This is a genomic window from Morganella morganii H1r (assembly GCF_000633515.1).
GTDB lineage: Bacteria > Pseudomonadota > Gammaproteobacteria > Enterobacterales > Enterobacteriaceae > Morganella > Morganella morganii_B.
Genome location: NZ_AYMP01000029.1, coordinates 76,239 through 98,095 on the forward strand (window position 1 = coordinate 76,239; position 21,857 = coordinate 98,095).

The following is a 21,857-nucleotide window of genomic DNA, read 5'->3' on the forward strand; positions in this document are numbered from 1 at the left end:
TTTTATTTCAGTTATTTTTACCCAGCCTTCCGTGGCTTTAAATATTAAATAAATTTATACAACACACTGAGAAAAATGACGATTTCTGTTTCTGAAATCGATGCGGAGTACAGGGAAACCCCGTACGCCACACCGAGTTGTCGTACTAATGAGATATTGAATGACTGATATTGTTAAATATCAAATTCCATTTTTAATAAAGGCGCATGTTGCTGGGCACCATAAACATCGGTATCTCCGACAGCACCAGAAACAATATGTCTCGGCATTACAATTTTTACAGCATTCGCCGGGTCGAACCAGACAATATTATCGATAAAGTCAGGTTTCACACAGTACAGACCGGCAACTACGTCTTTATTAAATTGTTTTGAATTTTTTACCGCGGTATACGTTTCTTTATCCTTGAATAAAATATCCATCACAATTTCATACGGACCGGAGTTTTTAGAACGCACAACTTTGGCTAATTCTAAAATTGACTTTTTCATTTCGCCACTCCTTCAGGTGTTACATTCTCCATACGGAATGTGAATTTAATATCCGGGGTGTATTCCATCAGATGATAGATGGAGAACTCATACACTTTACCGGCACGGATATCCGACGGAGAGAACGGGAAGGCTAAGTTGCCTGCGGTGGCGATACGGCCATCATACCCGTAGTGCAGCATAGTGGAACGTGCCAGGGAACAGATACTGTCCGCCTGCTCCTGGGTAGGCGCAACAACATCCAGTAAAATACCCAGCTCATAACTCCTGGTGACAGTTTCAGGTTCTGCATCACCCATCACACCGTTTTTACCGTACAGATGGAAATTCATTTTCACGGTATCAGGGTCGATGCTGAGGTTTTTCTCAACACTTTTACGCACTTCCGCCAGAATCTTATCCATACCGGCGATCATGATAGGGTCATGCGTACCGGCGATCGTGATGGTGCGGTAACCGACCGGACGTGCCGCTTCCAGTTTAACGGTATACGGTGTTGATACATGGCGTGAACCGGTTACACGAACCTGCCCGTTACCCAGATCTTCAAACTTACACTCTTTCAGATCCAGCACACCGCCCGGTCCCGGTAATACATACGGGTTGGATTTCTCATACAGGGTGTGAGCCGCTGCTGAGGTGTCCGTAAACTTGCGGATCGGGTTGAATGCTTTCAGGGTGAAACCGGTTTCGTCGATAATACCCATTGCACAGTCGGAGCCGGAACCCGGGGTGGCTGCGATTGCCGCACACTCCAGAATCTTACCGCAGTGCAGTGCCAGGCCTTCGTCGAACCCTTTCATAATCGGCAGAGCCGCGAAGCAGCACGGGTCATAGGAACGGCCGGCCAGCACAACCTGAGCACCGGCTGCCAGTGCTTCCTGGAACGGCTCGACACCCATCTGAGCAACGATATAGGTACTTTCGTCGATCACTTCATGCGTCAGTTCAGGCACGAACGCCAGCGGCGTGATTTTGCCTGCATCCAGCGCTTCGTGAACGGTTTTCTTCTCAACATCCGCCGGGATCAGGGCCATCCTGAATGACAGTCCTTCTTCCTTCGCCAGTTCCAGAATGATTTCACGGCACCATTCCAGATGAGGCTGTGCACCTGAACCACCGGCAGTACCGATGACAACCGGAATATTGTTTTTCACACCGGCTTTCAGCATATAACGCAGGTCGCGTTTTACCCCGGCACGGTCAGTAAAGGCTTTACCGGAACCGAGGTAGTGAGGACCCGGGTCAGAAGACCCGGCGTCGACGGCGATAAGATCCGGCGATTCTTCCATCGCCTTCATAAAACTCTCTTCCGGAAATCCGTACCCCAGGATGGCAGTAGGGGACAGGATTTTAAATGTCCTGGACATAATGCTTCCTTATGCTTTCGCTTTCAGTACAGCCAGTGTGCGGTTCATTTCGTTATGAACGATGTTCATACCTTCATCGAAGCCCATACCCGGCTTGATCAGCATACGCATCGGGCGTGTTGCAATCGCGATATGCACACAGGTACGCGCACTGACGTCGGTTTCGTTACAGGTACCGCCCTGGTATGCTTCCATACCGTGTTTCTGGCAGTACAGCACCGCGTCAGCGATGTTGTGAACAGAACCCAGGTCAGGCGTTTTGATCTGAACCATGTCACAGCAGCCGGCATCCGTGAAGTCGATGATGTCCTGACAGGTGTTACACCATTCGTCAGCAACGATTTTGACTTTGGAACCCAGTTTTTTCAGGTGATCCATAATGCCTTTCATCAGGCGGATCTGGTCTGGTTTGTTTCCTGCGTCAACCGGACCTTCGATGTACAGTTCCAGATCACCGGCCTGCTCCTGCAGACTTGCGATATATTCCGCACAACGAATCGGATCTTTGTCGAAAATTAAACCGATAGTGCCGTAAACGTCGATATGCAGTGATGGCTTGTAAGTGTCTTCTGTGCGTAACTCAACGATACGCTTGGCCAGCCATTCAACATAAGCGCGCAGTTTTTCACCCTGGCGGCCCAGTTTTTCATCCACGTTGTTGATAAGGCCGTGCGGCAGAACGTCAACGTGTTTGAGGATCATTTTGTCCACAGCGTTGTAGCGGTCATCACCACTCTGACCAAACAGAGGAATCGGCTCAGCCACAACCGGCAAGTGCCACTCGTCGCACACAACTTCAGCTTTCAGACGGTTGCTTGCCAGTGCTGCAGCGTCCAGCAGAGCCTGGGACAGACCATAACGGATAGCGGTATGCAGTTGTTTGCCTTCCACTTTCAGTTCATCGAAGAACTTAGCGTTGTTGCGGAACTCACTGACATCACGGCCTTCCAGCAGCGGTTTGATGTGTTTTTCCAGGAACGGAATGAAGTTTTCCGCCAGGAATAACGGGTCACGACCACCCGCACCGGAGTACTGAACCGCGGCACAATCACCCATTGCCACTGAACCGTTTTCCAGGATTAACTGGACTGACACACACTCACCCGCCTGACGCACTGCGGTAAAGCCCGGAGTGACCGGCTTACCGGTGTAAACGAAACCGTCGTGACCTGCGCCGTCTTTGATAGCCTGCTGGTCGTCAAAATAGAAGGATGAGTTACCCGCCGTGAACAATGCCTGTTTAATTTTCATTATGGTCTTCCTACTAATTTACTGTGAGATACTGCGTTAATATCATCAATAATCATCTGGAATGAAGCTTCACGACCCTCTTCGCGGGCACGCTCAGCAACGAAATCATGGTGCATGGACAGAACGTCATCCGGCAGCGGAACCGCGCCTGCGTCGAACACACGGATTGCGCCGTTGTTATCGCGGATAGGCATCATCTTGCCGGAGTTACACATCGCAGGAGCGAACGGAATATCCAGAACACCGGCTTCGAATGCGCGGACAGTACCGACGGCAATGTCGCCGTTACCCAGTTCAAGAACTTTCTTCATCACTGCGCGGACTTCGCGTTTAATCAGTTCCACTTCCAGATCCACGTCTTTGCACGGCGGGAATTTCTGATCGCGGACCATGTTCAGCATCTGGTTGGAGGCACGCAGACCCTGGCAGTTCGCTTCCGCAGTCGGGATACCGAATGCTTCATGCGGAGACTTTGTGATCACTTTGGTTGCACCGGACATACCGGCAACCGCCGCACCCCAGGAGATAACGGCTGCCGCACGGGATTCATCTTCCGGGAAACCGCCCATCCACTGGTGGAATACGGTACTCAGCTCATAATCTTCGTAGCCGTAAGCGCGGAAGTATTCATGAGACAGTTCACGCAGGGAGCGGATTGCCGCGATATCCTGCACTAAGTTACCGACCTGGCCGTAACCGACGGTGATGGATTTAACGCCCTGCTCCAGCGCCACCAGACCTTCGATAATTGCCACAGTGTGAGAAATGAATGGCGGGATCAGCGTACCGGTTAACGGACCGAATGGTTCGCGGTTGATACGGATACCGTTTTCTTCATATAAACCGATGACGCGGTCGCAGTACTGCCAGTCACGGATGGATTTTTCCAGGGTGACACGTTTTGCGTAAGGGATGTTATAGGAGATGCCACCGCCTTCGTAACTGGTGAAACCACTCGCCATGGAGATTTCACACAGCAGACGTGCATCCGGCGTCCCGTGACGGATCTGCAGTGGTTTATCCAGGGATTCAGTGATGTGACGGCAGGCTGCAACACCGTGGTTAACCACCGGCAGGCCGTTCAGTTTGGATGTACCGGCCTCAACAGATTTCTGAATACCGACCGCCGCTTCTTCATAACGGTTCAGACGGGTATACGCATCGATAGTGGTCGGCAGCAGGTCACACTCTTTCTGCAGTTTTTTCAGCAGCTCGATGTGCTCTTCGATTAAGGCAACACCTGCACGCGGCTGGCTTAATGTGATGCCGTCACGGTCAGCTTCGAATAATTTTTTGGCAAAGTTTTTATCTTCAGAGATAGTCGCCTGATATTTGACGCCATCTTCAAAGTTTTCCACGTCTTTCCCTGTCACCCAGGTCTTTAATACGTCTTTGCGCTCGGCCATGAAGTCGTCGATTGCAATTTTTTTATTCTTCAGTTCCATTTAATGGCTCCAATAATCTTGCTATCTGGTCAAAATCTGCACGCCGGTCTGAGCTGCTGCTTTCGGATACCGGCAGGCGACGTTGGCTAACAGAGGAAATAACCCTTGTGAATCCCGGTAGTACTCAAATTCGTCCGGCAGCAAAATCTGACGGCCTTTGTTATCGAATTTGCGGTACCGCATATACTGTCTGATGTCAAAATCCGCAGTCCGCGACAACCAGCCGCCGGTACCGATGATTTTGCTGACCCGTGATAAATCACGGCCAATCTGTAAATCCACCGTCCCTGCGCAGGTGGTCACCTGCTGTTTTGTGCCCGCATGGCGTTCAGTTCCCAGTGCGACACAAATACCGGCTAACAGATGGTCATAAACACGTTCTTCGTCCGTCTGAGGCAGATAATCAGGGTGCTCATTGACATAACGGGTGTAGCGGTAAAAGGCATCCAGCTGCTCCGGATGATTTACAAACTGCGCTTCGGCTAATTCGCGGCCTGCCTCACCGGCGATCACCGCCGATACACGCATGCCAAGGTCACCTTCCACAGTCCGTTTCACTTTCGGCTCCGGGATCCCGTGTAAAATGGTATCCGGCAGTAAACTGTTGTTGCAGGACGAATAAATATCCGTCGTTGCGCCACCCATATCCAACAGCACAAACTCTTCCCAGCCGGGAACGTTGTCACGGATTTGCTGTACTAACTCAAAGACAGAGAATGGTGTCGGACGCGGCTCTTCGCCGGTCTGTTCAACAATGACGTCCAGTCCCTTGCCCTTCACAATCTTTTTCAGAAAGATGTCACAGATAGCTTTACGCGCATCAAACGGGTTCGGACTATCCAGACTCGGTAAAATGTTGTTAACGACAGTCAGTTCTTTATGGCCGAGGATCTCAGCAATATCGTCCTGAATATCACGGTTACCCGCATAAATGATGGAGCAGTTCAGATCGGATTCCGCCAGCATTTTCGCGTTTTGTAATCCGTATCCGACGTCACCGCCATCCGTTCCGCCGGTGAACAGGAAAATATCCGGGGGTGTCTGTTCGAGTTTGCGGATATCAGTCCGGTTGAGCTTGTACGCAAAGTGCTGAGACACTTTTGCGCCCGCTGAGTGAGCAGTGACTTTTGCTGACTCAAGGGTGATTGTCGGAACCAGACCCAGTGCCGCTACCGCTAACCCGCCTTTGGCGGAAGAGGAATAGTTAATGTTAACTTTCCCGGCTTCCAGTAAAGGACGCGCATCAGACACATTGAGGATTTTATTCAGTACAGTGAAAAATCCGTCTGCCAGATGGTCAATCGTCGTGGGGGTCAGGGCATAATTCTTTAATTCAATATGATCATCACTTCCCACGTCGAACACGGCACCTTTTGTCCAGGTTGAACCGATATCTATCGAGACGTTGATCATTACGCGGTCATTCCTTCTTTGCGGGCCGGGCTTTTTTCAATGTCTTTTTTCATGACATCGCAGACGTATTCCAGGTCTGTGCTCGGGAAGAACACGCGGTTAAAGCCCATGTCGCTGAATTTTTTCTCGATTTCAGCCGGTTCCTGTTTACCGATAACCAGGTTACCACCGACATACAGCAGAATTTCGCCCAGACCGCGTTCGATACAGCGCTCACGCATACCTAAACAGTCCACTTCGCCGTGACCGTAAATAGAGGAAACAACGATTGCCTGTGCGCCGGTTTCAATAGCGGCATCGATATATTCGTCCTGGCTGACCATGACACCCAGGTTAATCACATTAAAATTGTGCTGGGAAAACACGCGATCTAAAACTTTGTTACCGACGGCATGGCAATCGGCACCAATTACACCAATAACAATGGTAGGCTTCTGCATGATATACCTCTAAATAAACTGAATGTTCGGAATTAAAGTTAAAACAAAACCGGTTAAATCCGTTTGGTATTAATTAAGAAAGTATCTAAGTACAAATCTGGTATTCATCCCTATTTAATTCCTTAACTTTCCACTGATGATAATGTGCAATTCAGGGGATTTAAAAACAATTGATATAAAGTAAGGATATCTTGCAAAAATGGAATGGTTTTCAGTGGGAGATAAAACAAGATGCAGATCACAATTAAATTTTCATATAAATCATATGGATACCATTAAAAACAACAAACAAAAACTTTAATTAACAATTATTTAAACCTAATAGCGAATAAATCAATCCTGATTTTGTGATCGTCGTTATATTATTGAAATCACCGTAAATAGCAATTAAATTTTAATGTTTAAACTATATTTTATAGTATATTTTACGTGAATATGTTTTGATAAATAATGACGAAATAGTGTGACGGATATCTTATTAAAACACAGAACAGAATGTCATAAAGAAATAAAAAAATGAATGATGCAAAAAAGTAAAAATTTTATTATTAATATGATAAAAACACTGTTCTGTTTTTGTTATCCCGTGGCTGAAATAAACCATTCAGCTCACATAATTACCCCGGAACCACTATTTCGGTGCCGGGGTTTTATTTTTTCAGTGCGTTCCGTGTTCTTCGGTAAACTGAGCCAGCAGGTAATTGAGATAGTCAGTCAGCAGTTCATCATCTTCCAGCGGCAGAAGTTGTTCCAGGGCAGTATCGGTAAAAAACGTCTGCCAAAACTGCCGTTTGGCATCGCGGGAAGCATTAGTGGCTTTTACCTGCTCACGCAGTCGTGCGGCGGCACGCAGTTTCACCGGCGCATCCGCCGGAATTGCCTGCATGACACGGTGTTTCAGGAACTGTGTATAGACCGGGTTTCCGCCGCAGGTCAGCGCGACCTGAACCGGCGGGACATCAATGGTGGCCGGGGAGATAAATGAGGCACTTTCCGGCGCGTCAGTGACATTACAGAAGCAGTGGCGGGCATTGGCCTGTTCCAGCACCTGCTGATTCACCTCCGGCGAGTCCGTCGCGGCAAAGGCCAGCCAGCAGCCTTGCGGCCACAGTGCGGCATCAAAATCCGCTTCTGTCAGCGTCAGATGCGGGTTTTGCGCCAGAGCGGTGAAATCGCTGCGGAACCAGCGCGCAATCACCGTAACATGCGCCCCTGCCTGTAACAGTGCGCGGCATTTATGGACGGCGACTTCCCCGCCGCCCACGATCAGGCAGGTCTTTCCCTGTAAATCACAAAAAAGCGGATAACGCAGCATAGTGTCTCCTTTGCGGACAGCGTCAGAATCAGTTGTCTGAATCATATCCTGCCCGTTGCCGGGACGCAGCAAAGCGGAACGTACTTTGTGGGGCAGCGCGTTAAATTGAGGGGGAATGCTCAGCCCCGTCATCCGTGACGCGCATGCTTTTCGTTTCTCTGCCGGTTATCTGCCTTTTATTTTGGCATGATAAAAAACCGTGGATATTCAATATCATTCCACAGGAGTCAGGACGTTAAATAAAAATAAACTCAGGAGGTCATCCGCTAAATTATTCAATTTGCAGCAAGGCGGCAAACGAAAGAAACCGGGGAGCATACATCAGTATGTGACCCGGTTTATTGAGTGCAGCCAACACAGCTGCGGATTGAAGAATGACGCGGATGGAGGAGGATTAGCGGACCCCGCCGGGTGCCATACTCACCTCATGCACCTGAGGGTAAAATCTGTCCAGCTGATGCCGCTGGATCCAGTCATAAATAAAATCTTTGTCGTGCAGTGTATCATCATAGATAAGCCCGGCGACGCTGCCGCTGTGGGCAACATTCAGGCCGTAAATCTTTCCTTTATCTGCAAGGGCATGCAGCTCACTGAAGCCGGGTTTGGGCAGCAGATCCTGGCTGGCGATCGCACTCAGAGTAGCTGCTTCGCCCAGGCGCTGCGGATCCTGCTGTTCACAGGCGGCGGTAAGCAGTTTCCAGGCCTGAGCCAGCAGAGGTTCCCGCGCCAGCAGTGTCGCCCGGCGGTCGCGCTTGTGGAAATCTTCCGTCAGTACCACATCCGGACTTTCCAGCAGCAGCAGTTTCAGATCCGGTGCCCAGCCGAGTGATATTTGTGTCTGTGCCGCCTGGTGATCAAACAGAGTCAGAGAGGAAAAAAGGGTACTGTCTGTCGGTTCAACCGCCACACACAGTTCTGCGAGGGTTTCCGGTGATAATTCATGGCCGTAAAAACGCGCGGTGGCCTGAGCGGTGGCGGCAATATCTGCCGTGCTGCTGGCCAGTCCTTTACCGACGGGGATGGTGGATTCATATTCAATCCGCAGCATGCCGGTGGCTTCCGGGACAATATCCAGGTGTTTCAGTACCTGCTCGAGCATCTGGCGCATGCGGGGCCGTTCCAGCCCCAGCGGAACACCCTCTTCCACCGAAACATAGCTGTACCAGTTGATGGGGCAGGAAACCAGTTTTTCGCCCCCGAGGATCCATCCCTGCAACAATTCTCCGCAGGATGCCGGACAATGTGCCTCAGCCATGTTGAAATACCTGTTTTAATGCGCCGATAAGATGACGGTTTTCCGCCTGGCTGCGGACTGCGATCCGGTAATAAGAGCCATCCAGCCCCGGGTAGTTCTGACAGCGGCGGATCAGCAGCTTATATTTCAGCAGCGCGGACTGAAGTTCCACACCGTTCAGGCAGCGGATAAAGATGTAGTTTGCCGACGGCTGCCGGATTTTCAGCAACGGAAACTGACGCAGTTCATTGCACAGGTATTCCCGCTGGGCGGCAATAAAATCCTGTGTTTTGCGGATATAGTTTTCATCATCCAGCAACACCTCACCCACCAGCGCCGCCAGGCCGTTGATCGTCCACGGTTCACGCCAGGCTTTCAGGTTGCTGATGATATGACTGTCACCGCACAGCAGATAGCCGAGGCGCAGACCGGGAATGGCAAAGAATTTTGTCAGCGACCGCAGCAGATAAAGGTAGCGGGTTTCCGGCAGACGCGCTGTCAGCGGTGATCCCTCCGGCAAAAAATCAATAAATGCTTCGTCGACAATCAGATGAATATGGCGGGATTCACACAGGGACACCAGTTTGTGCAGCAGCGCGGTATCCGGCATCAGGCCGGTCGGATTATTCGGCGTGGCGATAAACACACAGTCCGGACGGCGGGCTTCAATATCCGCCAGCAGGGATTCATCCGGCTGGAAATCATTCTCTTCCGTCAGCGGGTGTTCGATGATATCGCAGCCCTGCTGTTCCAGTGCTCTGCGGTATTCGGCAAATCCGGGGGTTAACAGTAATGCGCTGTGAGGATTGAGATGGCGCACCAGCGCGTAAATCAGTTCCGTCTCCCCGTTACCGGCAATAACCTGCCCCAGCTCACAACCGGCACCTTTAGCCAGTGCGGCATGCAGATAGCGGTATTCAATATCCGGGTAGCGTTCAATAACAGACAGGTTATCGCGGATGATGGCTTTAACCCGCTCGGGCGGCCCCAGCGGGTTAATATTGGCACTGAAATCGAAGATAGATGCAGGTGAGATGCCGAGGAGCTCAGCCACCTCTACCACATTACCACCGTGTTCGCTCATAGCCTCCTCCAAATGTAAGGGCTGCACACAGTATCACCTGCATACAGCCGGATGCTTATTATTTTAAGGATAATACTATGACGCAGCTTCTGATGGCGCTTCCTGCGTAATATCAATTTGTGTGGCAGCAAATGCCAGAATCTGGTGCAGATTCACCACATTACCGACGACAATCAATGCCGGCGGATGTAATTTATGACGCGCAGCCTCTTCCGGTAAGGTGGCAAGGGTGGCGGTAACCACCTGCTGGCGCTGCTGGCTGGCATACATAACCACGGCAGCCGGGGTATCCGGTGATTTTCCGCCGTCGATCAGTAACTGACTGATTTCAGCCAGACGGGTCATCCCCATCAGTATCACCAGCGTGCCGTTAAGGGCAGCCAGCGCATTCCAGTTCTGCGGCTCATTCCCCTGGCACATATGGCCGGTGACCACATGGAAGCTTGATGCGTGATCACGGTGAGTCACCGGGATCCCCGCATACGCCAGCCCGCCGATAGAGGAACTGATCCCCGGGATAACCTCAAAATCGAGGCCGTTCTGTGCCAGGGATTCCGCTTCTTCGCCGCCGCGCCCGAACACATACGGATCCCCGCCTTTCAGGCGCACCACATTTTTACCTTCTGCGGCATATTTCACCAGGATGACATTGATTTCTTCCTGCGGCACCGGATGGTGATTCGGTGTTTTACCGACATTGATGATTTTGCAGTCCGCCGGGGCACAGGCGATCAGCTCAGGATTGACAAGACGGTCATGCACCAGCACTTCGGCATGACGTATACAGTGAAGTCCCTTTACGGTAATTAATGATGCATCTCCGGGCCCGGCTCCGACCAGCCATACTTTACCTTTGCTCATTTTATTGCCTTATCAATCAGATTAATCAACATGAAAAAATCACATCATTTTATTCGTTATGCACAACACCTGGTGGCGATAAAAAATACTATTTATTAATGATGTTTTGTAGTTGGACAGCAGTATTAATTACCCGTGAACTTTATTCTTTGATCTATTCACGATAAATGCGTAATAAAGACAATTCTGTTTAATATTTTGTATTATTAAATAATCACAGGAAAAAATATATGACTAATATCTCAATAATACGTTCACACAACGGAAGAGTTCATGAAAAAAAATCAAGTAGATCATACACTTTCAAACAACTGAAATAAATGGATTTTTACATTCACCTCATAAAAACAGGTCATTATAATCAACAAAACAGCTGTTATTTATGAAATTATCATTAACAAATAATAAAAACAAGATCATTTAATTAACATATTTGCATATGTTTATAAAAATAAAATAGTTGCATTTTATTCATCTTGATCACAAATCAAGTATTTGTGTGAAGAGAATCACAAATTGTAATAAGCAGATATATAAAAACAGCATTTTATGTTTTATTAAACCTGAATATAAATAGCCGTAAAAAAATCACTATATCAAAAATCGGCAATGTTAATTAAATGATCATTACATTTTTACATCGCTGTTCAGCAATATTCCGTATTGCTTATGATCATGAAAATAAAAAGACAGTTCACCGGGTTAATTTATTTAACCTTTTTTGCTTTCCTGGTATCAGGACGTTTTTTTGGCAACAACACCGTGTCAAAGGTAGCGTATGGATAAGGCACAAAAACAGGTCTTCGTGGTCGCGGGCACCAGCAGCGGCTGCGGAAAAACCACCATCACCCTCGGGATCATGCGGGCACTCAGTGCCCGCGGATTGCGTGTCCAGCCCTGCAAAGTCGGCCCTGATTACCTCGACAGCAGCTGGCATACCGCCGTCACCGGCGTACCTTCCCGTAACCTGGATGCCTTTATGCTGCCGGAGTCTGTTCTGACCCCGCAATTCCGCCATTATATGCAGGACAAGGACGCCGGTGTGATTGAGGGCGTGATGGGACTGTATGACGGCTTCGGCACCGACCTGCACTATTGCAGCACCGCAGCGATGGCAAAACAGCTGGACTGCCCGGTCATTATGCTGGTCGACGGTAAAGCGGTGTCCACTTCTGTTGCTGCCACGGTGATGGGATTTCAGCATTTTGATCCGTCACTGAATATCGCCGGGGTACTGATTAACCGTGTTAACAGTGACAGCCATTTTCAGCTCCTGAAACACGCCATTGAACACTACTGCCATGTGCCGGTAATCGGTTACGTGCCGGTAATGAACGATATTGAACTTCCTTCCCGTCATCTGGGACTGATCCCGCCGCAGGAGCAGGCACAACAAACAGAACGCTGGCAGCATCTGGCTGATCAGATAGAAAAAACCGTTGATGTGGATAAGCTGCTTTCTCTGACACACTGGCAGGCGCCGGCAGACAGCACTCCAATACAGCTCGCCACACCGGGTGCCGGACGCGGGCTGACTGTCGCCGTAGCGGATGATGCCGCTTTTAACTTCTATTATCCCGATAATCTCGATTTACTGCGCCGGAGCGGCGCGGAGATTGCCACATTCAGCCCGCTCAATGACAGCACCCTGCCGGATCCGTGCCATATGATTTACATCGGCGGCGGTTATCCGGAAGTCTATGCTGAAAAACTTTCATTTAACACCGCGATGCGGGACGCACTGCTGGCGGCGCATCAGCGCGGTGTTCCTGTTTATGCGGAGTGCGGCGGGCTGATGTATCTCGGTGAAACCCTGACAGACAGCAGCGGCAACACCTTCCCGATGACCGGCATCATTGCCGGGCACAGCACTATGGGTAACCGCCTGAAACGCTTTGGCTACTGTGAGGGCACCGCACTGACAGACACCACACTGGTTTGTGCCGGTGAACGCCTGCGCGGCCATGAGTTTCATTATTCTGATTTTGCCACTGATCTGCCGCCTGCTTTTGAGTTTATCAAAGAGCGCGACGGCGAAATCCTCAAACGCTGGCACGGCGGTTATCAGATCGGTAACACCTTTGCCGGTTATCTGCATGTGCATTTTGCCCAGCGTCCGGGATTACTGGATCACTGGTTTGCCCTTGCACGGAGTGTGTTATGACACTGCTCAGCTGGCTGGCAGCTTTCCTGCTTGACTGGCGCCTCGGTGACCCGGAGCACTGGCCGCACCCGATCCGCTGGATTGGCAACGCCATCCGCAAAACCGAAGGCGTGATCCGCCGCCGCTGTCAGAGCGGTGCGGCATTGCGCTGGGGCGGAGCCGTGTTGTGGATAGTGATCGTCGGCGGCACCTGGGCGGTAAGTTACGGTGTGCTGGCGCTGGCGTTTTATCTGGAAACCAGTCTCGGCTGGCTCGTCACCATCTGGATGACCTACACCGTTCTTGCCACCCGCTGTTTGCAGGATGCGGCAATGCGGGTATATGACGCGCTGAAAGCGAATGATCCGGCTGAGAGCCGTGAAAAATTATCGTGGATCGTCGGGCGTGATACCCGGGAGCTGACGCCACCGCAAATCACCCGCGCGGTAACCGAAACCGTGGCGGAAAATACCACCGACGGGGTCATCGCCCCGCTGTTCTTTTTATTACTGGGCGGTGCGCCGCTGGCAATGGCCTATAAAGCGGTGAATACCCTGGACTCGATGGTCGGCTATAAAAATGAAAAGTACGGCGATATCGGCATGTTTTCCGCCCGTGCGGATGATGTTGCCAACTATATTCCGGCGCGTCTGAGCTGGCTGCTGTTCACCTTCGCCGCCTTTGTTCTGAAATACCGTTACCGGGACGCTTTCCGCACCGGGTTACGTGATCACGCCAATCACCGCAGCCCGAACAGCGGCTGGTCCGAAGCGACGGTCGCCGGGGCACTCGGTGTGCAGCTGGGCGGACCGAATACCTATTTCGGGCAGCTGGTTGATAAACCGTGGATCGGTGACAACACCCGCGACATCAATACAGACGATATTCTCAGCACCATCCGGCTGATGTGGGTTGCCTCTTCAGCCGCACTGGCGTTATTTGCCGTCATTCATCTTCTGGCACAGTGGATTTTGTAAGGGAAAATTATGAGTTACATACAACAGCCGCAGGAAATCGAAAAAAACAGTTTTCTGATCATTGATGACATTATCCGCGAAACGCGGCCGGAATACCGTTTCGCCAGTGATGATCACGCGGCGATTATCAAACGCGCTATTCATACCACTGCCGATTTTGACTGGCTGGATATCCTGCATTTTTCTGACGGTGTGATTGAAATCCTCCGTGACGGCATTCTGCGCGGCTGCACCATTTATACCGATACCACGATGGCACTGTCCGGGATTAACAAAACCCGCCTGGCGAAATACGGCTCAGAGTGCCGCTGCTATGTCAGTGACCCGCGAGTGGTCGCTGCCGCCAAAGAACAGCAGATGACCCGCTCTATGGCCGCTGTGGATATCGCCATGCAGGAGCCGGGTGAGAAAATTTTTGTTTTCGGGAATGCGCCGACAGCCCTGTTCCGTGTGCTGGAACATACTGAAAAACCGGTTGCTGTTGTCGGTGTGCCGGTCGGTTTTGTCGGCGCGGCAGAATCCAAAGATGCCCTGGCGGAGAGTTCTCTGCCGTGTATCGCCGCACTCGGCCGCAAAGGCGGCAGTAACGTGGCCGCCGCGATTATTAACGCCATCCTCTACCGGATGCCGGAGGCGTAATCATGACGCAGGAAAACACCACAGCACCTGACGATAACGGCACCGGCGTCGTCTGGCACAAAGGCAAAGCACTGAGAAAGGGGTATACCACCGGCTCCTGTGCCACTGCCGCCGCCAAAGTGGCTGCGCTGATGGTGTTGCGTCAGGAAGTGATTCAGCAGGTTTCGATTGTCACGCCGTCCGGCGTGACACTGAACCTGAATGTGGAAGAGCCGCTGATTTGCGGACAATCCGCCACCGCTGCCATCCGCAAAGATGGCGGGGATGATATTGATGCCACCCACGGCATGCTGATTTTCGCCCGTGTCGCGGTCAATGACAGCGGCATTATCACCCTTGACGGCGGCGAAGGTGTCGGCCGGGTGACGAAGGTTGGTGTTGGCCTGCCGATCGGTGACGCGGCGATCAACAAAACGCCGCGTCAGACCATTGAAGCGGCGGTCCGCGAAGTCATCGGCCCGAACCGGGGGGCGGATATCACCATCTTTGCCCCGGAAGGGGAAGAGCGGGCGAAGAAAACCTATAACGGTCGTCTCGGTATTCTCGGCGGGATTTCCGTAATCGGTACCAGCGGTATTGTCACGCCGATGTCGGAAGAGAGCTGGAAACGCTCCCTGTCCATCGAACTGGAAATGAAACGCGCCCTGGGCATGACCCGCGTTTTCCTGGTGCCGGGCAACCACGGCGAACGGTTTGTCAGCGAACAGCTCGGGCTGGACGGCTCCTATGTCGTCACCATGAGTAACTTTGTCGGCTATATGTTACAGGAGGCCACGCGGCTGAAGTTTGAGCAGGTGGTGATCCTCGGGCACTTCGGCAAGCTGGTAAAAATCGCGGCAGGCATTTTCCATACCCACAGCCATATTGCGGATGCACGGATGGAAACCCTGATCGCCAATCTGGCCCTGATCGGCGCCCCGCTCTCCTTATTACAGGAAGTGGACGGCTGCACCACCACCGAAGCGGCGATTGAACTGATCAATGCGCAGGGCTGGCAGGCGGTCTATCCGCGGATCGCGGAAAAAATCTGTGACCGGATTAATCAGATGCTGCGTTTCTCCGATGAGCCGCCGCACTGTGATGCCATTCTGTTCTCGTTTGATAATCAGGTGCTGGGGACCAACCGGCCGCTCAGCGCCATAACGGAGGGATTCCGATGATTTATGTGACCGGTGTGGGCCCCGGCTCAGAAGCGTATCTGACCCGGCGGGCAGCGGATGTGATTTCCGGCGCAGACATTTTAATCGGCGGTCAGCGCCATCTGGATGAATTTGCCGGGCTGACCACCGAAACCCGTGTTATTGATGCGGATATCAGCGGCCTGATGAACTGGATAGCAGAGCGTCTTGATCGCCGCATTGTCATTCTGGCTTCCGGTGACCCGATGTTTTTCGGTATCGGCAAACGCATCAGTGAAACCTTCGCCCCGGATCAGGTTCAGATAGTGCCGGGCATCAGCTCCGTACAATATCTGTGTTCCCGGGCAGGGATGGATATGAATGATATTTATCTCACCAGCAGCCACAACCGCAGCCCGGATTTTGACTGGCTGCTCGCCCATGAGCGTATCGGCATGGTGACGGACAGTAAGATCGGCCCGAAAGAAATCGCCGCCGAAATCCGTCAGCGCGGCCAGACCCGGCGGATGATCATCGGAGAAAACCTCTCCGGCCGCAATGAACGGATCACCATCCTCAATGCGGACGATGTCAGCGGGGATTACGACATGAATGTGGTGTTAATTGATAAACAAGGCAGTGTGGCCTGATGAAAGACGAACTGTTTCTGCGCGGACAACAGATCCCGATGACCAAAGAACCGGTGCGGGCACTTGCCCTGTCGCGGCTGGATTTACAGGGCGCACAGCGCCTGATTGATGTGGGTGCGGGCACCGGCAGTGTTTCAATTGAGGCGGCACTCAGCCACCCGGCGCTTGAGATTATCGCCATTGAGAAAAAACCGGAAGCGATTGCGCTTATCAAAGAGAACTGCCTCCATTTCCGCTGCCCGCAGATCCGCGTGATTGACGCATATGCGCCGGTGGAACTGGCCGGAAAAGCAGATGCCGTGTTTGTCGGCGGCACCGGCGGCAATCTCACGGAGATTATCGACTGGTCTCTCGATCATCTGCACAGCGACGGCACCCTGGTGATGACCTTTATCCTGCTGGATAACCTGACACAAGCCATTGCGCACCTGAAACAGTGTGCGGTGAGCGAACTGGACTGCTGTGAATTACAGGCCGGAAATATGACCGCGCTGGGACACAGTTATTATTTTAAACCGAATAATCCTACCTATCTTATTTCCTGCCGTAAGGAGGCGCGTTGTGGCTGAACAGTTTGACCGTCAGAAAGTCTGGTTTGTCGGAGCCGGTCCCGGGGATATCAGTCTTATCACCCTGAAAGGCTACCGTATTTTACAACAGGCTGACATCGTCATTTATGCCGGTTCGCTTATCAATACTGATCTGCTGGACTACTGCAAAGACGGTGTCGAAAGCTACGACAGCGCCGCCATGACCCTCGACGACATCATCACTGTGATGGTTGACGGCGTGAAAAGCCACAAACTGGTGGTTCGCCTGCAGACCGGCGACCTCTCCCTGTACGGCTCTATCCGTGAACAGGGCGAAGTACTGGCGGAACACAATATCGGCTTCAGCGCGATCCCGGGCGTCAGTTCCTTCCTCGGTGCCGCAGCCGAACTGGGCGTGGAATACACCGTACCGGAAGTATCCCAGAGCCTGATCATCACCCGTATCGAAGGCCGTACGCCGATGCCGCCGAAAGAGAGTCTGCGCAGCTTTGCCGCTCACCAGACCTCAATGGCGATTTTCCTGTCAGTTCAGGATATCAAAGGCGTGGTGGAACAACTGACCGAAGGCGGATATCCGGAAACCACCCCGGTCGCCGTGGTGTATAAGGCGACCTGGCCGGATTGTCAGGTGCTGCGCAGCACACTGGCGGAGATCACCGTCGCCGTGCGCGAAGCAAAAATCCGCAAAACCGCGCTGATTCTGGTCGGGCCGTTCCTCGGCGGCGAGTATCACTATTCAAAACTGTATGACGCAGGCTTCAGCCATGAGTACCGCAAAGCCTCGCGGTAAGCGCATTGCGCTGTTTTGCCTGACACCGGGCGGCAAAGCGCTGGCGGAAAAAATCCGCCCGTTGCTGCCGGTGACCTGTTACACCAGTGAAAAACTGGTGTCCGACGGCTTTGAACCGTTCCGTGACGGCTTTGCCGCCACCTTACAGCAGGCATTTGCAGAGAATGACGCTCTGATTGTCATCGGCGCAACCGGCATTACCGTGCGGGTACTGGCACCGGTGATTCAGGACAAAATGAGTGACCCGGCCGTGATCGTGATGGATGAGAAAGGACAGCATGTGATCAGTCTGCTCTCCGGCCATCTCGGCGGGGCTAATGAACTGGCCACCTGGCTGGCGGGCCGGATCGGCGGTCAGGCGGTGATCACCACCGCCACCGATGTCAATCAGGTCACCAGTTTTGATCTGCTGGCGCAGGAGATGAATGCCACGTTCACCAATTTCCGCGCTACTGTCAAAACCCTGAACCAGATGATGGTCAGCGGGGATCGTATCGGCATCTGGTGGCATCCGGATATGGCGGCGGAGCAGGATAAATACGCCTTACCGGGACTTATCCCGGTGGCGGATCTGCGTACTCTGCCGGAACTGGATGCGCTGGTGTGTGTCAGTTACCGCCGCGAGGAAATTATGCTGCCGGTGCCGGTGTATAAACTGATCCCGCGCCGGATTATTGCCGGTATGGGCTGCCGCAGAGATACCGGGGCAGACGAGGTTCAGCAGTTGTTTGCTGAACAACTGGCTGAGAACAATCTGCTGCCGGAAGCCGTCCGTGCTATCGGCAGTATTACCCTGAAAGCGCAGGAGCCCGCCCTGCTGGCGCTCGCTGCCCGTTATCAGGTGCCGTTTACCGTATTCAGTGCTGAGGAGCTGGCCCCTGTGGCGGCACAGTTCCCGGAATCGGAATTTGTTAAAAAAACCACGGGTGTCGGGAGTGTCTCCCGGCCGGTCGCCTGGCTGATGAGCAAAGGCTGTCTGATAGGGCAAACCTGTAAGACCCGGGGGATCACCATTACGTTAGGAGCAGAAACAGTATGTTAACCGTTATAGGCATTGGCCCCGGCAGTGAAGCCATGATGACCGAAGAAGCCGTCACCGCACTGAAAGAAGCGGAAGTGGTCGTCGGGTATAAAACCTATACCCATCTGGTGAAACCTCTGGTGGGCGACAAAGAAGTCATCAAAACCGGTATGCGCAAAGAGATCGAACGCTGCCATCTGGCCATTGAGCTTGCACAGGAAGGTAAAAACGTGGCGATGGTGTGCAGCGGTGATGCCGGGATTTACGGTATGGCCGGGCTTATCCTCGAAATCGTCACCAAAGAGAAGCGCGATATTCAGGTGCGTGTGGTGCCGGGCATTACCGCCAGTATCGCCGCCGCCTCCCTGCTGGGTGCCCCGCTGATGCACGACTTCTGCCACATCAGCCTGAGCGACCTGCTCACGCCGTGGGAAGTGATTGAGAAACGCATCAAAGCCGCCGCCGAAGCCGATTTTGTTATCTGTTTCTATAACCCGCGCAGCCTGGGCCGCGAAGGTCATCTGGCCCGTGCCTTTGAACTGATGGCACCGTTCAAAGCCGCCACCACCCCGGTCGGCGTGGTGAAAGCCGCTGCCCGTAAAAAAGAAGAGAAATGGATCACCACCTTCGGTGAGATGGAATATGAGCGTGTCGATATGACCAGCCTGGTGATTGTCGGTAATAAATCCACCTATATCAGTGATGACCTGATGATCACACCGCGGGGATATAAACTGTGAATGACGGCAGACTGCTGATTTTCGGCGGGACCAGTGATGCCCGTCTGCTTTGTGAGCGCCTGGATGCACAGGGAGTCCGCTACCGGCTCTCGGTCGCCACCGCTGCAGGCCGTCAGCAGGCAGCCGGATTACAGGGTGAGATCCGGGAAGGCCGCATGGATGCACAGGCGATGGCGGAATACTGCCGCCGCCACGGGATCCGCCTGCTGGCGGATCTCTCGCATCCTTACGCCGCCGTGCTCAGCGACACTATTTTGCAGGTGCAGCGTGAGCTGGGTATTCCGCTGGTGCGTTATAACCGTCCGAGTGATATTGATGCGGTTGATAACCCGCTGATTTACAAAACGGACTCCATCGACAGCGCCTGTGAGATTGCCATGACACTCGGTCAGCGTATCCTGCTGACCACCGGCAGCAAACAGCTGGCGGATTATCTTGCCCGTCTGCCGGGAAAAACCGTGCTGGCGCGGGTACTGCCGACACAGGAGGTGCTGGCGCAGTGCGAATCTTACGGGATGACCATTGACCAGATTTTTGCCCTCAAAGGGCCCTTTCCGGCGGAGTTTAATGAAGCGTTTTACCGCTACTGCGGTGCGGATGTGGTGATCACCAAAGAGTCCGGCACCCGGGGCGGATTCAGTGAGAAAGTCGCCCCCTGTCTGGCGCTGGGAATTCCCTGCATTGTCGTGGTACGCCCGCAGACCCGGGTGTCCGGTGATGTGACTGAATTGCAGGATCTTTGCGGGATAGAGCAGTATCTGGCATCCCGTTTTTCTGTCTGTTGATTTACTGAGGTTATGAGATGAAAAAAGCGTTATTAGTGATTAGTTTCGGCACCAGTTACGCGGAAACCCGTGAAAAAAATATCGAAAGCTGTGAAAAGCAGCTTGCGGCAGCGTTCCCCGGCCGTGATTTTTTCCGCGCCTTCACCTCCGGCATGATTATCCGCAGGTTAAAAGAGCGCGATAACCTGCATATCAGTAACCCGGAAGAGGCATTACGCCATCTGCACGAGCAGGGTTATGAGGATGTGGCTATCCAGTCACTGCATGTGATTAACGGGGACGAGTACGAAAAGATCGTCAGCCAGGTCGAAAAATACCGTCCGTTCTTCCGCTATCTGCGCGTGGGCAAGCCGCTGCTGAGCAGTTTTGAGGATTACTCACAGCTGATTGATGCCCTGCACTTCCAGATGCCGGAACTGAAAGCCGGCGAGCGTGTGGTCTTTATGGGTCACGGCGCCACTCACCACGCCTTCTCTGCCTATGCCTGTCTGGATCACATGATGACCAACAGCGACTTCCCGGGACGTGTCGGTGCGGTGGAAAGTTATCCGGAAATCGACCTGATTATTAAAGGCCTGAAAGCCGAAAACATCCGCAAAGTACACCTGATGCCGCTGATGCTGGTCGCCGGTGATCATGCCATCAATGATATGGCCTCCGATGAGGAAGATTCCTGGAAAACACAGCTGGAACGGGCCGGTATTGAAACCACCACGTGGTTACAGGGCATGGGTGAAAACAATATGATCCGTCAGATGTTTGTCGAACACCTGGCGCAGACAATGGATAACGGGGAGTAAGATCCGCACATGAGTCAGCAAACAGAAAAACCACAGGGCAGACTTTACGCTATCGGCACCGGTCCCGGCGCAAGCGATCTTATCACGGTGCGCGGTGCACGGATTATCAGTGAGCTGGATATCCTGTATGCCCCGGCCGGTAAAAAAGATGCCCCGAGCCTGGCGCATACCATTGTCACCCCGTATATCACCGGTAACACTACGGTGAAAACCTATCACTTCCTGATGAAAGCCTCGCAGGAAGCGAAAGAAGCAGTCTGGGATGACGTCGCACAAGCGATTCAGGAGGATGTGGCTGACGGTAAAAAAGTCGGCTTTATCACCCTGGGGGATTCCATGCTGTTCAGTACCTGGGTTTCCCTGCTGGAGCGTATCGGCAATCAGCCATGGCTGGAAGTGATTCCGGGCGTGACCTCGTTTGCGGCTATCGCGTCACGGGCCGTTGTCCCGCTGGCAATGGAAAACCAGAGCCTTGCTGTCATGTCGTGTACCGCATCTCCTGAAGAGCTGGAACATGCGATTACACATCATGAATGCATTGTGTTAATGAAAGTCTATGGTCGTTTACAACAGGTACGCGATCTGCTCCGCCGCCATGATTTGTTTGATCATGCCATCCTGATGGCCGATGCCACACTGGAAACTGAACAGTGCTGGCGGCGCCTGGATGAGATCGACGACGAACAGACACTGCCTTATTTCTCAACGGTATTAATTAATAAAACCCGGAAATAATTCG

At 52.4% G+C, this 21,857-nt stretch carries 22 protein-coding genes; 12 read left to right on the forward strand and 10 right to left on the reverse strand.

Going from position 1 to position 21,857, the window contains the following annotated elements; all coding sequences use genetic code 11:
- Positions 1–173: 173 nt before the first annotated feature.
- The 10 genes from U868_RS0116895 to cobA all read right to left on the reverse strand — a co-directional run bounded on the left by U868_RS0116895 (position 174) and on the right by cobA (position 10,904).
- Positions 174–491: a DUF4387 domain-containing protein gene (locus tag U868_RS0116895; RefSeq protein WP_025154321.1), complete on the reverse strand. Its 318-nt coding sequence runs from the start codon at positions 489–491 to the stop codon at positions 174–176.
- The gene (locus tag U868_RS0116900) at positions 488–1,861 is read right to left on the reverse strand and encodes an acyclic terpene utilization AtuA family protein (RefSeq protein WP_025154322.1); all 1,374 of its coding nucleotides are present in this window, start codon (positions 1,859–1,861) and stop codon (positions 488–490) included. The genes U868_RS0116895 and U868_RS0116900 overlap by 4 nt, the downstream gene beginning before the upstream one ends.
- 9 nt (positions 1,862–1,870) lie before the next feature.
- Entirely contained in the window at positions 1,871–3,112 is a 1,242-nt protein-coding gene (locus U868_RS0116905) for a methylaspartate ammonia-lyase (protein ID WP_025154323.1), read from the reverse strand.
- Entirely contained in the window at positions 3,112–4,557 is a 1,446-nt protein-coding gene (locus U868_RS0116910; RefSeq protein WP_004236125.1) for a methylaspartate mutase subunit E, read from the reverse strand. Before U868_RS0116910 ends, U868_RS0116905 begins: the two co-directional genes overlap by 1 nt.
- A 21-nt stretch (positions 4,558–4,578) precedes the next feature.
- On the reverse strand, positions 4,579–5,970 hold the full coding sequence (gene glmL / locus U868_RS0116915; RefSeq protein WP_025154324.1) for a methylaspartate mutase accessory protein GlmL: 1,392 nt from the start codon (positions 5,968–5,970) through the stop codon (positions 4,579–4,581).
- Positions 5,970–6,410, reverse strand: a complete 441-nt coding sequence (gene glmS / locus U868_RS0116920; RefSeq protein ID WP_004236129.1) for a methylaspartate mutase subunit S — start codon at positions 6,408–6,410, stop codon at positions 5,970–5,972. The genes glmL and glmS overlap by 1 nt, the downstream gene beginning before the upstream one ends.
- Before the next feature lie 658 nt (positions 6,411–7,068).
- Positions 7,069–7,770: a precorrin-2 dehydrogenase/sirohydrochlorin ferrochelatase family protein gene (locus tag U868_RS0116930; RefSeq protein ID WP_240182735.1), complete on the reverse strand. Its 702-nt coding sequence runs from the start codon at positions 7,768–7,770 to the stop codon at positions 7,069–7,071.
- A gap of 349 nt (positions 7,771–8,119) precedes the next feature.
- Positions 8,120–8,980, reverse strand: coding sequence for a GHMP kinase (locus U868_RS0116935; protein WP_025154326.1), 861 nt, complete (start codon positions 8,978–8,980; stop codon positions 8,120–8,122).
- Positions 8,973–10,055: a threonine-phosphate decarboxylase CobD gene (gene cobD / locus U868_RS0116940; protein ID WP_275886627.1), complete on the reverse strand. Its 1,083-nt coding sequence runs from the start codon at positions 10,053–10,055 to the stop codon at positions 8,973–8,975. The genes U868_RS0116935 and cobD overlap by 8 nt, the downstream gene beginning before the upstream one ends.
- A gap of 63 nt (positions 10,056–10,118) precedes the next feature.
- A complete protein-coding gene (cobA, locus tag U868_RS0116945; RefSeq protein WP_025154328.1) occupies positions 10,119–10,904 on the reverse strand; it encodes a uroporphyrinogen-III C-methyltransferase in 786 nt (261 codons plus the stop codon).
- A 778-nt stretch (positions 10,905–11,682) separates the two neighbouring features.
- Here cobA and U868_RS0116950 point away from each other — a divergent pair.
- From U868_RS0116950 to U868_RS0117005, 12 genes are read left to right on the forward strand one after another with little or no spacing between them, the layout of a single operon-like run.
- Positions 11,683–13,068: a cobyrinate a,c-diamide synthase gene (locus U868_RS0116950; RefSeq protein ID WP_025154329.1), complete on the forward strand. Its 1,386-nt coding sequence runs from the start codon at positions 11,683–11,685 to the stop codon at positions 13,066–13,068.
- Positions 13,065–14,024, forward strand: coding sequence for an adenosylcobinamide-phosphate synthase CbiB (gene cbiB, locus U868_RS0116955; RefSeq protein WP_025154330.1), 960 nt, complete (start codon positions 13,065–13,067; stop codon positions 14,022–14,024). The genes U868_RS0116950 and cbiB overlap by 4 nt, the downstream gene beginning before the upstream one ends.
- 9 nt (positions 14,025–14,033) lie before the next feature.
- Positions 14,034–14,663, forward strand: coding sequence for a cobalt-precorrin-8 methylmutase (locus U868_RS0116960; RefSeq protein ID WP_025154331.1), 630 nt, complete (start codon positions 14,034–14,036; stop codon positions 14,661–14,663).
- A 2-nt stretch (positions 14,664–14,665) separates the two neighbouring features.
- Positions 14,666–15,823: a cobalt-precorrin-5B (C(1))-methyltransferase CbiD gene (gene cbiD / locus U868_RS0116965; protein WP_025154332.1), complete on the forward strand. Its 1,158-nt coding sequence runs from the start codon at positions 14,666–14,668 to the stop codon at positions 15,821–15,823.
- On the forward strand, positions 15,820–16,431 hold the full coding sequence (locus U868_RS0116970; protein WP_025154333.1) for a cobalt-precorrin-7 (C(5))-methyltransferase: 612 nt from the start codon (positions 15,820–15,822) through the stop codon (positions 16,429–16,431). Before cbiD ends, U868_RS0116970 begins: the two co-directional genes overlap by 4 nt.
- Positions 16,431–17,000 (forward strand): decarboxylating cobalt-precorrin-6B (C(15))-methyltransferase, encoded by a 570-nt coding sequence (locus U868_RS0116975; protein ID WP_025154334.1) that lies wholly within the window; start codon positions 16,431–16,433, stop codon positions 16,998–17,000. Before U868_RS0116970 ends, U868_RS0116975 begins: the two co-directional genes overlap by 1 nt.
- Positions 16,993–17,772: a cobalt-precorrin-4 methyltransferase gene (locus tag U868_RS0116980; protein ID WP_025154335.1), complete on the forward strand. Its 780-nt coding sequence runs from the start codon at positions 16,993–16,995 to the stop codon at positions 17,770–17,772. Before U868_RS0116975 ends, U868_RS0116980 begins: the two co-directional genes overlap by 8 nt.
- Positions 17,747–18,814 carry a cobalt-precorrin 5A hydrolase gene (locus U868_RS0116985; RefSeq protein ID WP_025154336.1) on the forward strand — a complete coding sequence of 356 codons (1,068 nt, stop codon included), beginning with the start codon at positions 17,747–17,749 and terminating at the stop codon, positions 18,812–18,814. The genes U868_RS0116980 and U868_RS0116985 overlap by 26 nt, the downstream gene beginning before the upstream one ends.
- A complete protein-coding gene (locus tag U868_RS0116990; protein WP_025154337.1) occupies positions 18,808–19,533 on the forward strand; it encodes a precorrin-3B C(17)-methyltransferase in 726 nt (241 codons plus the stop codon). The genes U868_RS0116985 and U868_RS0116990 overlap by 7 nt, the downstream gene beginning before the upstream one ends.
- On the forward strand, positions 19,530–20,318 hold the full coding sequence (locus tag U868_RS0116995) for a cobalt-precorrin-6A reductase (protein ID WP_025154338.1): 789 nt from the start codon (positions 19,530–19,532) through the stop codon (positions 20,316–20,318). Before U868_RS0116990 ends, U868_RS0116995 begins: the two co-directional genes overlap by 4 nt.
- A gap of 17 nt (positions 20,319–20,335) precedes the next feature.
- Positions 20,336–21,118, forward strand: coding sequence for a sirohydrochlorin cobaltochelatase (gene cbiK, locus U868_RS0117000; protein ID WP_025154339.1), 783 nt, complete (start codon positions 20,336–20,338; stop codon positions 21,116–21,118).
- 9 nt (positions 21,119–21,127) lie between these two features.
- The gene (locus U868_RS0117005; protein WP_025154340.1) at positions 21,128–21,853 is read left to right on the forward strand and encodes a cobalt-factor II C(20)-methyltransferase; all 726 of its coding nucleotides are present in this window, start codon (positions 21,128–21,130) and stop codon (positions 21,851–21,853) included.
- The last annotated feature ends 4 nt before the right edge of the window (positions 21,854–21,857 follow it).

Coding starts and splice junctions, on each gene's coding strand:
- U868_RS0116900 (WP_025154322.1), bottom strand. CDS start 1,861: ATGTCCAGGACATTTAAAATCCTGTCCCCTACTGCCATCCTGGGGTAC.
- U868_RS0116985 (WP_025154336.1), top strand. CDS start 17,747: ATGAGTACCGCAAAGCCTCGCGGTAAGCGCATTGCGCTGTTTTGCCTG.
- glmL (WP_025154324.1), bottom strand. CDS start 5,970: ATGATCAACGTCTCGATAGATATCGGTTCAACCTGGACAAAAGGTGCC.
- U868_RS0116960 (WP_025154331.1), top strand. CDS start 14,034: ATGAGTTACATACAACAGCCGCAGGAAATCGAAAAAAACAGTTTTCTG.
- U868_RS0116950 (WP_025154329.1), top strand. CDS start 11,683: ATGGATAAGGCACAAAAACAGGTCTTCGTGGTCGCGGGCACCAGCAGC.
- cbiK (WP_025154339.1), top strand. CDS start 20,336: ATGAAAAAAGCGTTATTAGTGATTAGTTTCGGCACCAGTTACGCGGAA.
- U868_RS0117005 (WP_025154340.1), top strand. CDS start 21,128: ATGAGTCAGCAAACAGAAAAACCACAGGGCAGACTTTACGCTATCGGC.
- glmS (WP_004236129.1), bottom strand. CDS start 6,410: ATGCAGAAGCCTACCATTGTTATTGGTGTAATTGGTGCCGATTGCCAT.
- U868_RS0116910 (WP_004236125.1), bottom strand. CDS start 4,557: ATGGAACTGAAGAATAAAAAAATTGCAATCGACGACTTCATGGCCGAG.
- U868_RS0116970 (WP_025154333.1), top strand. CDS start 15,820: ATGATTTATGTGACCGGTGTGGGCCCCGGCTCAGAAGCGTATCTGACC.
- U868_RS0116905 (WP_025154323.1), bottom strand. CDS start 3,112: ATGAAAATTAAACAGGCATTGTTCACGGCGGGTAACTCATCCTTCTAT.
- cbiB (WP_025154330.1), top strand. CDS start 13,065: ATGACACTGCTCAGCTGGCTGGCAGCTTTCCTGCTTGACTGGCGCCTC.
- U868_RS0116935 (WP_025154326.1), bottom strand. CDS start 8,980: ATGGCTGAGGCACATTGTCCGGCATCCTGCGGAGAATTGTTGCAGGGA.
- cobA (WP_025154328.1), bottom strand. CDS start 10,904: ATGAGCAAAGGTAAAGTATGGCTGGTCGGAGCCGGGCCCGGAGATGCA.
- U868_RS0116975 (WP_025154334.1), top strand. CDS start 16,431: ATGAAAGACGAACTGTTTCTGCGCGGACAACAGATCCCGATGACCAAA.
- cbiD (WP_025154332.1), top strand. CDS start 14,666: ATGACGCAGGAAAACACCACAGCACCTGACGATAACGGCACCGGCGTC.
- U868_RS0116990 (WP_025154337.1), top strand. CDS start 18,808: ATGTTAACCGTTATAGGCATTGGCCCCGGCAGTGAAGCCATGATGACC.
- U868_RS0116930 (WP_240182735.1), bottom strand. CDS start 7,770: ATGATTCAGACAACTGATTCTGACGCTGTCCGCAAAGGAGACACTATG.
- U868_RS0116895 (WP_025154321.1), bottom strand. CDS start 491: ATGAAAAAGTCAATTTTAGAATTAGCCAAAGTTGTGCGTTCTAAAAAC.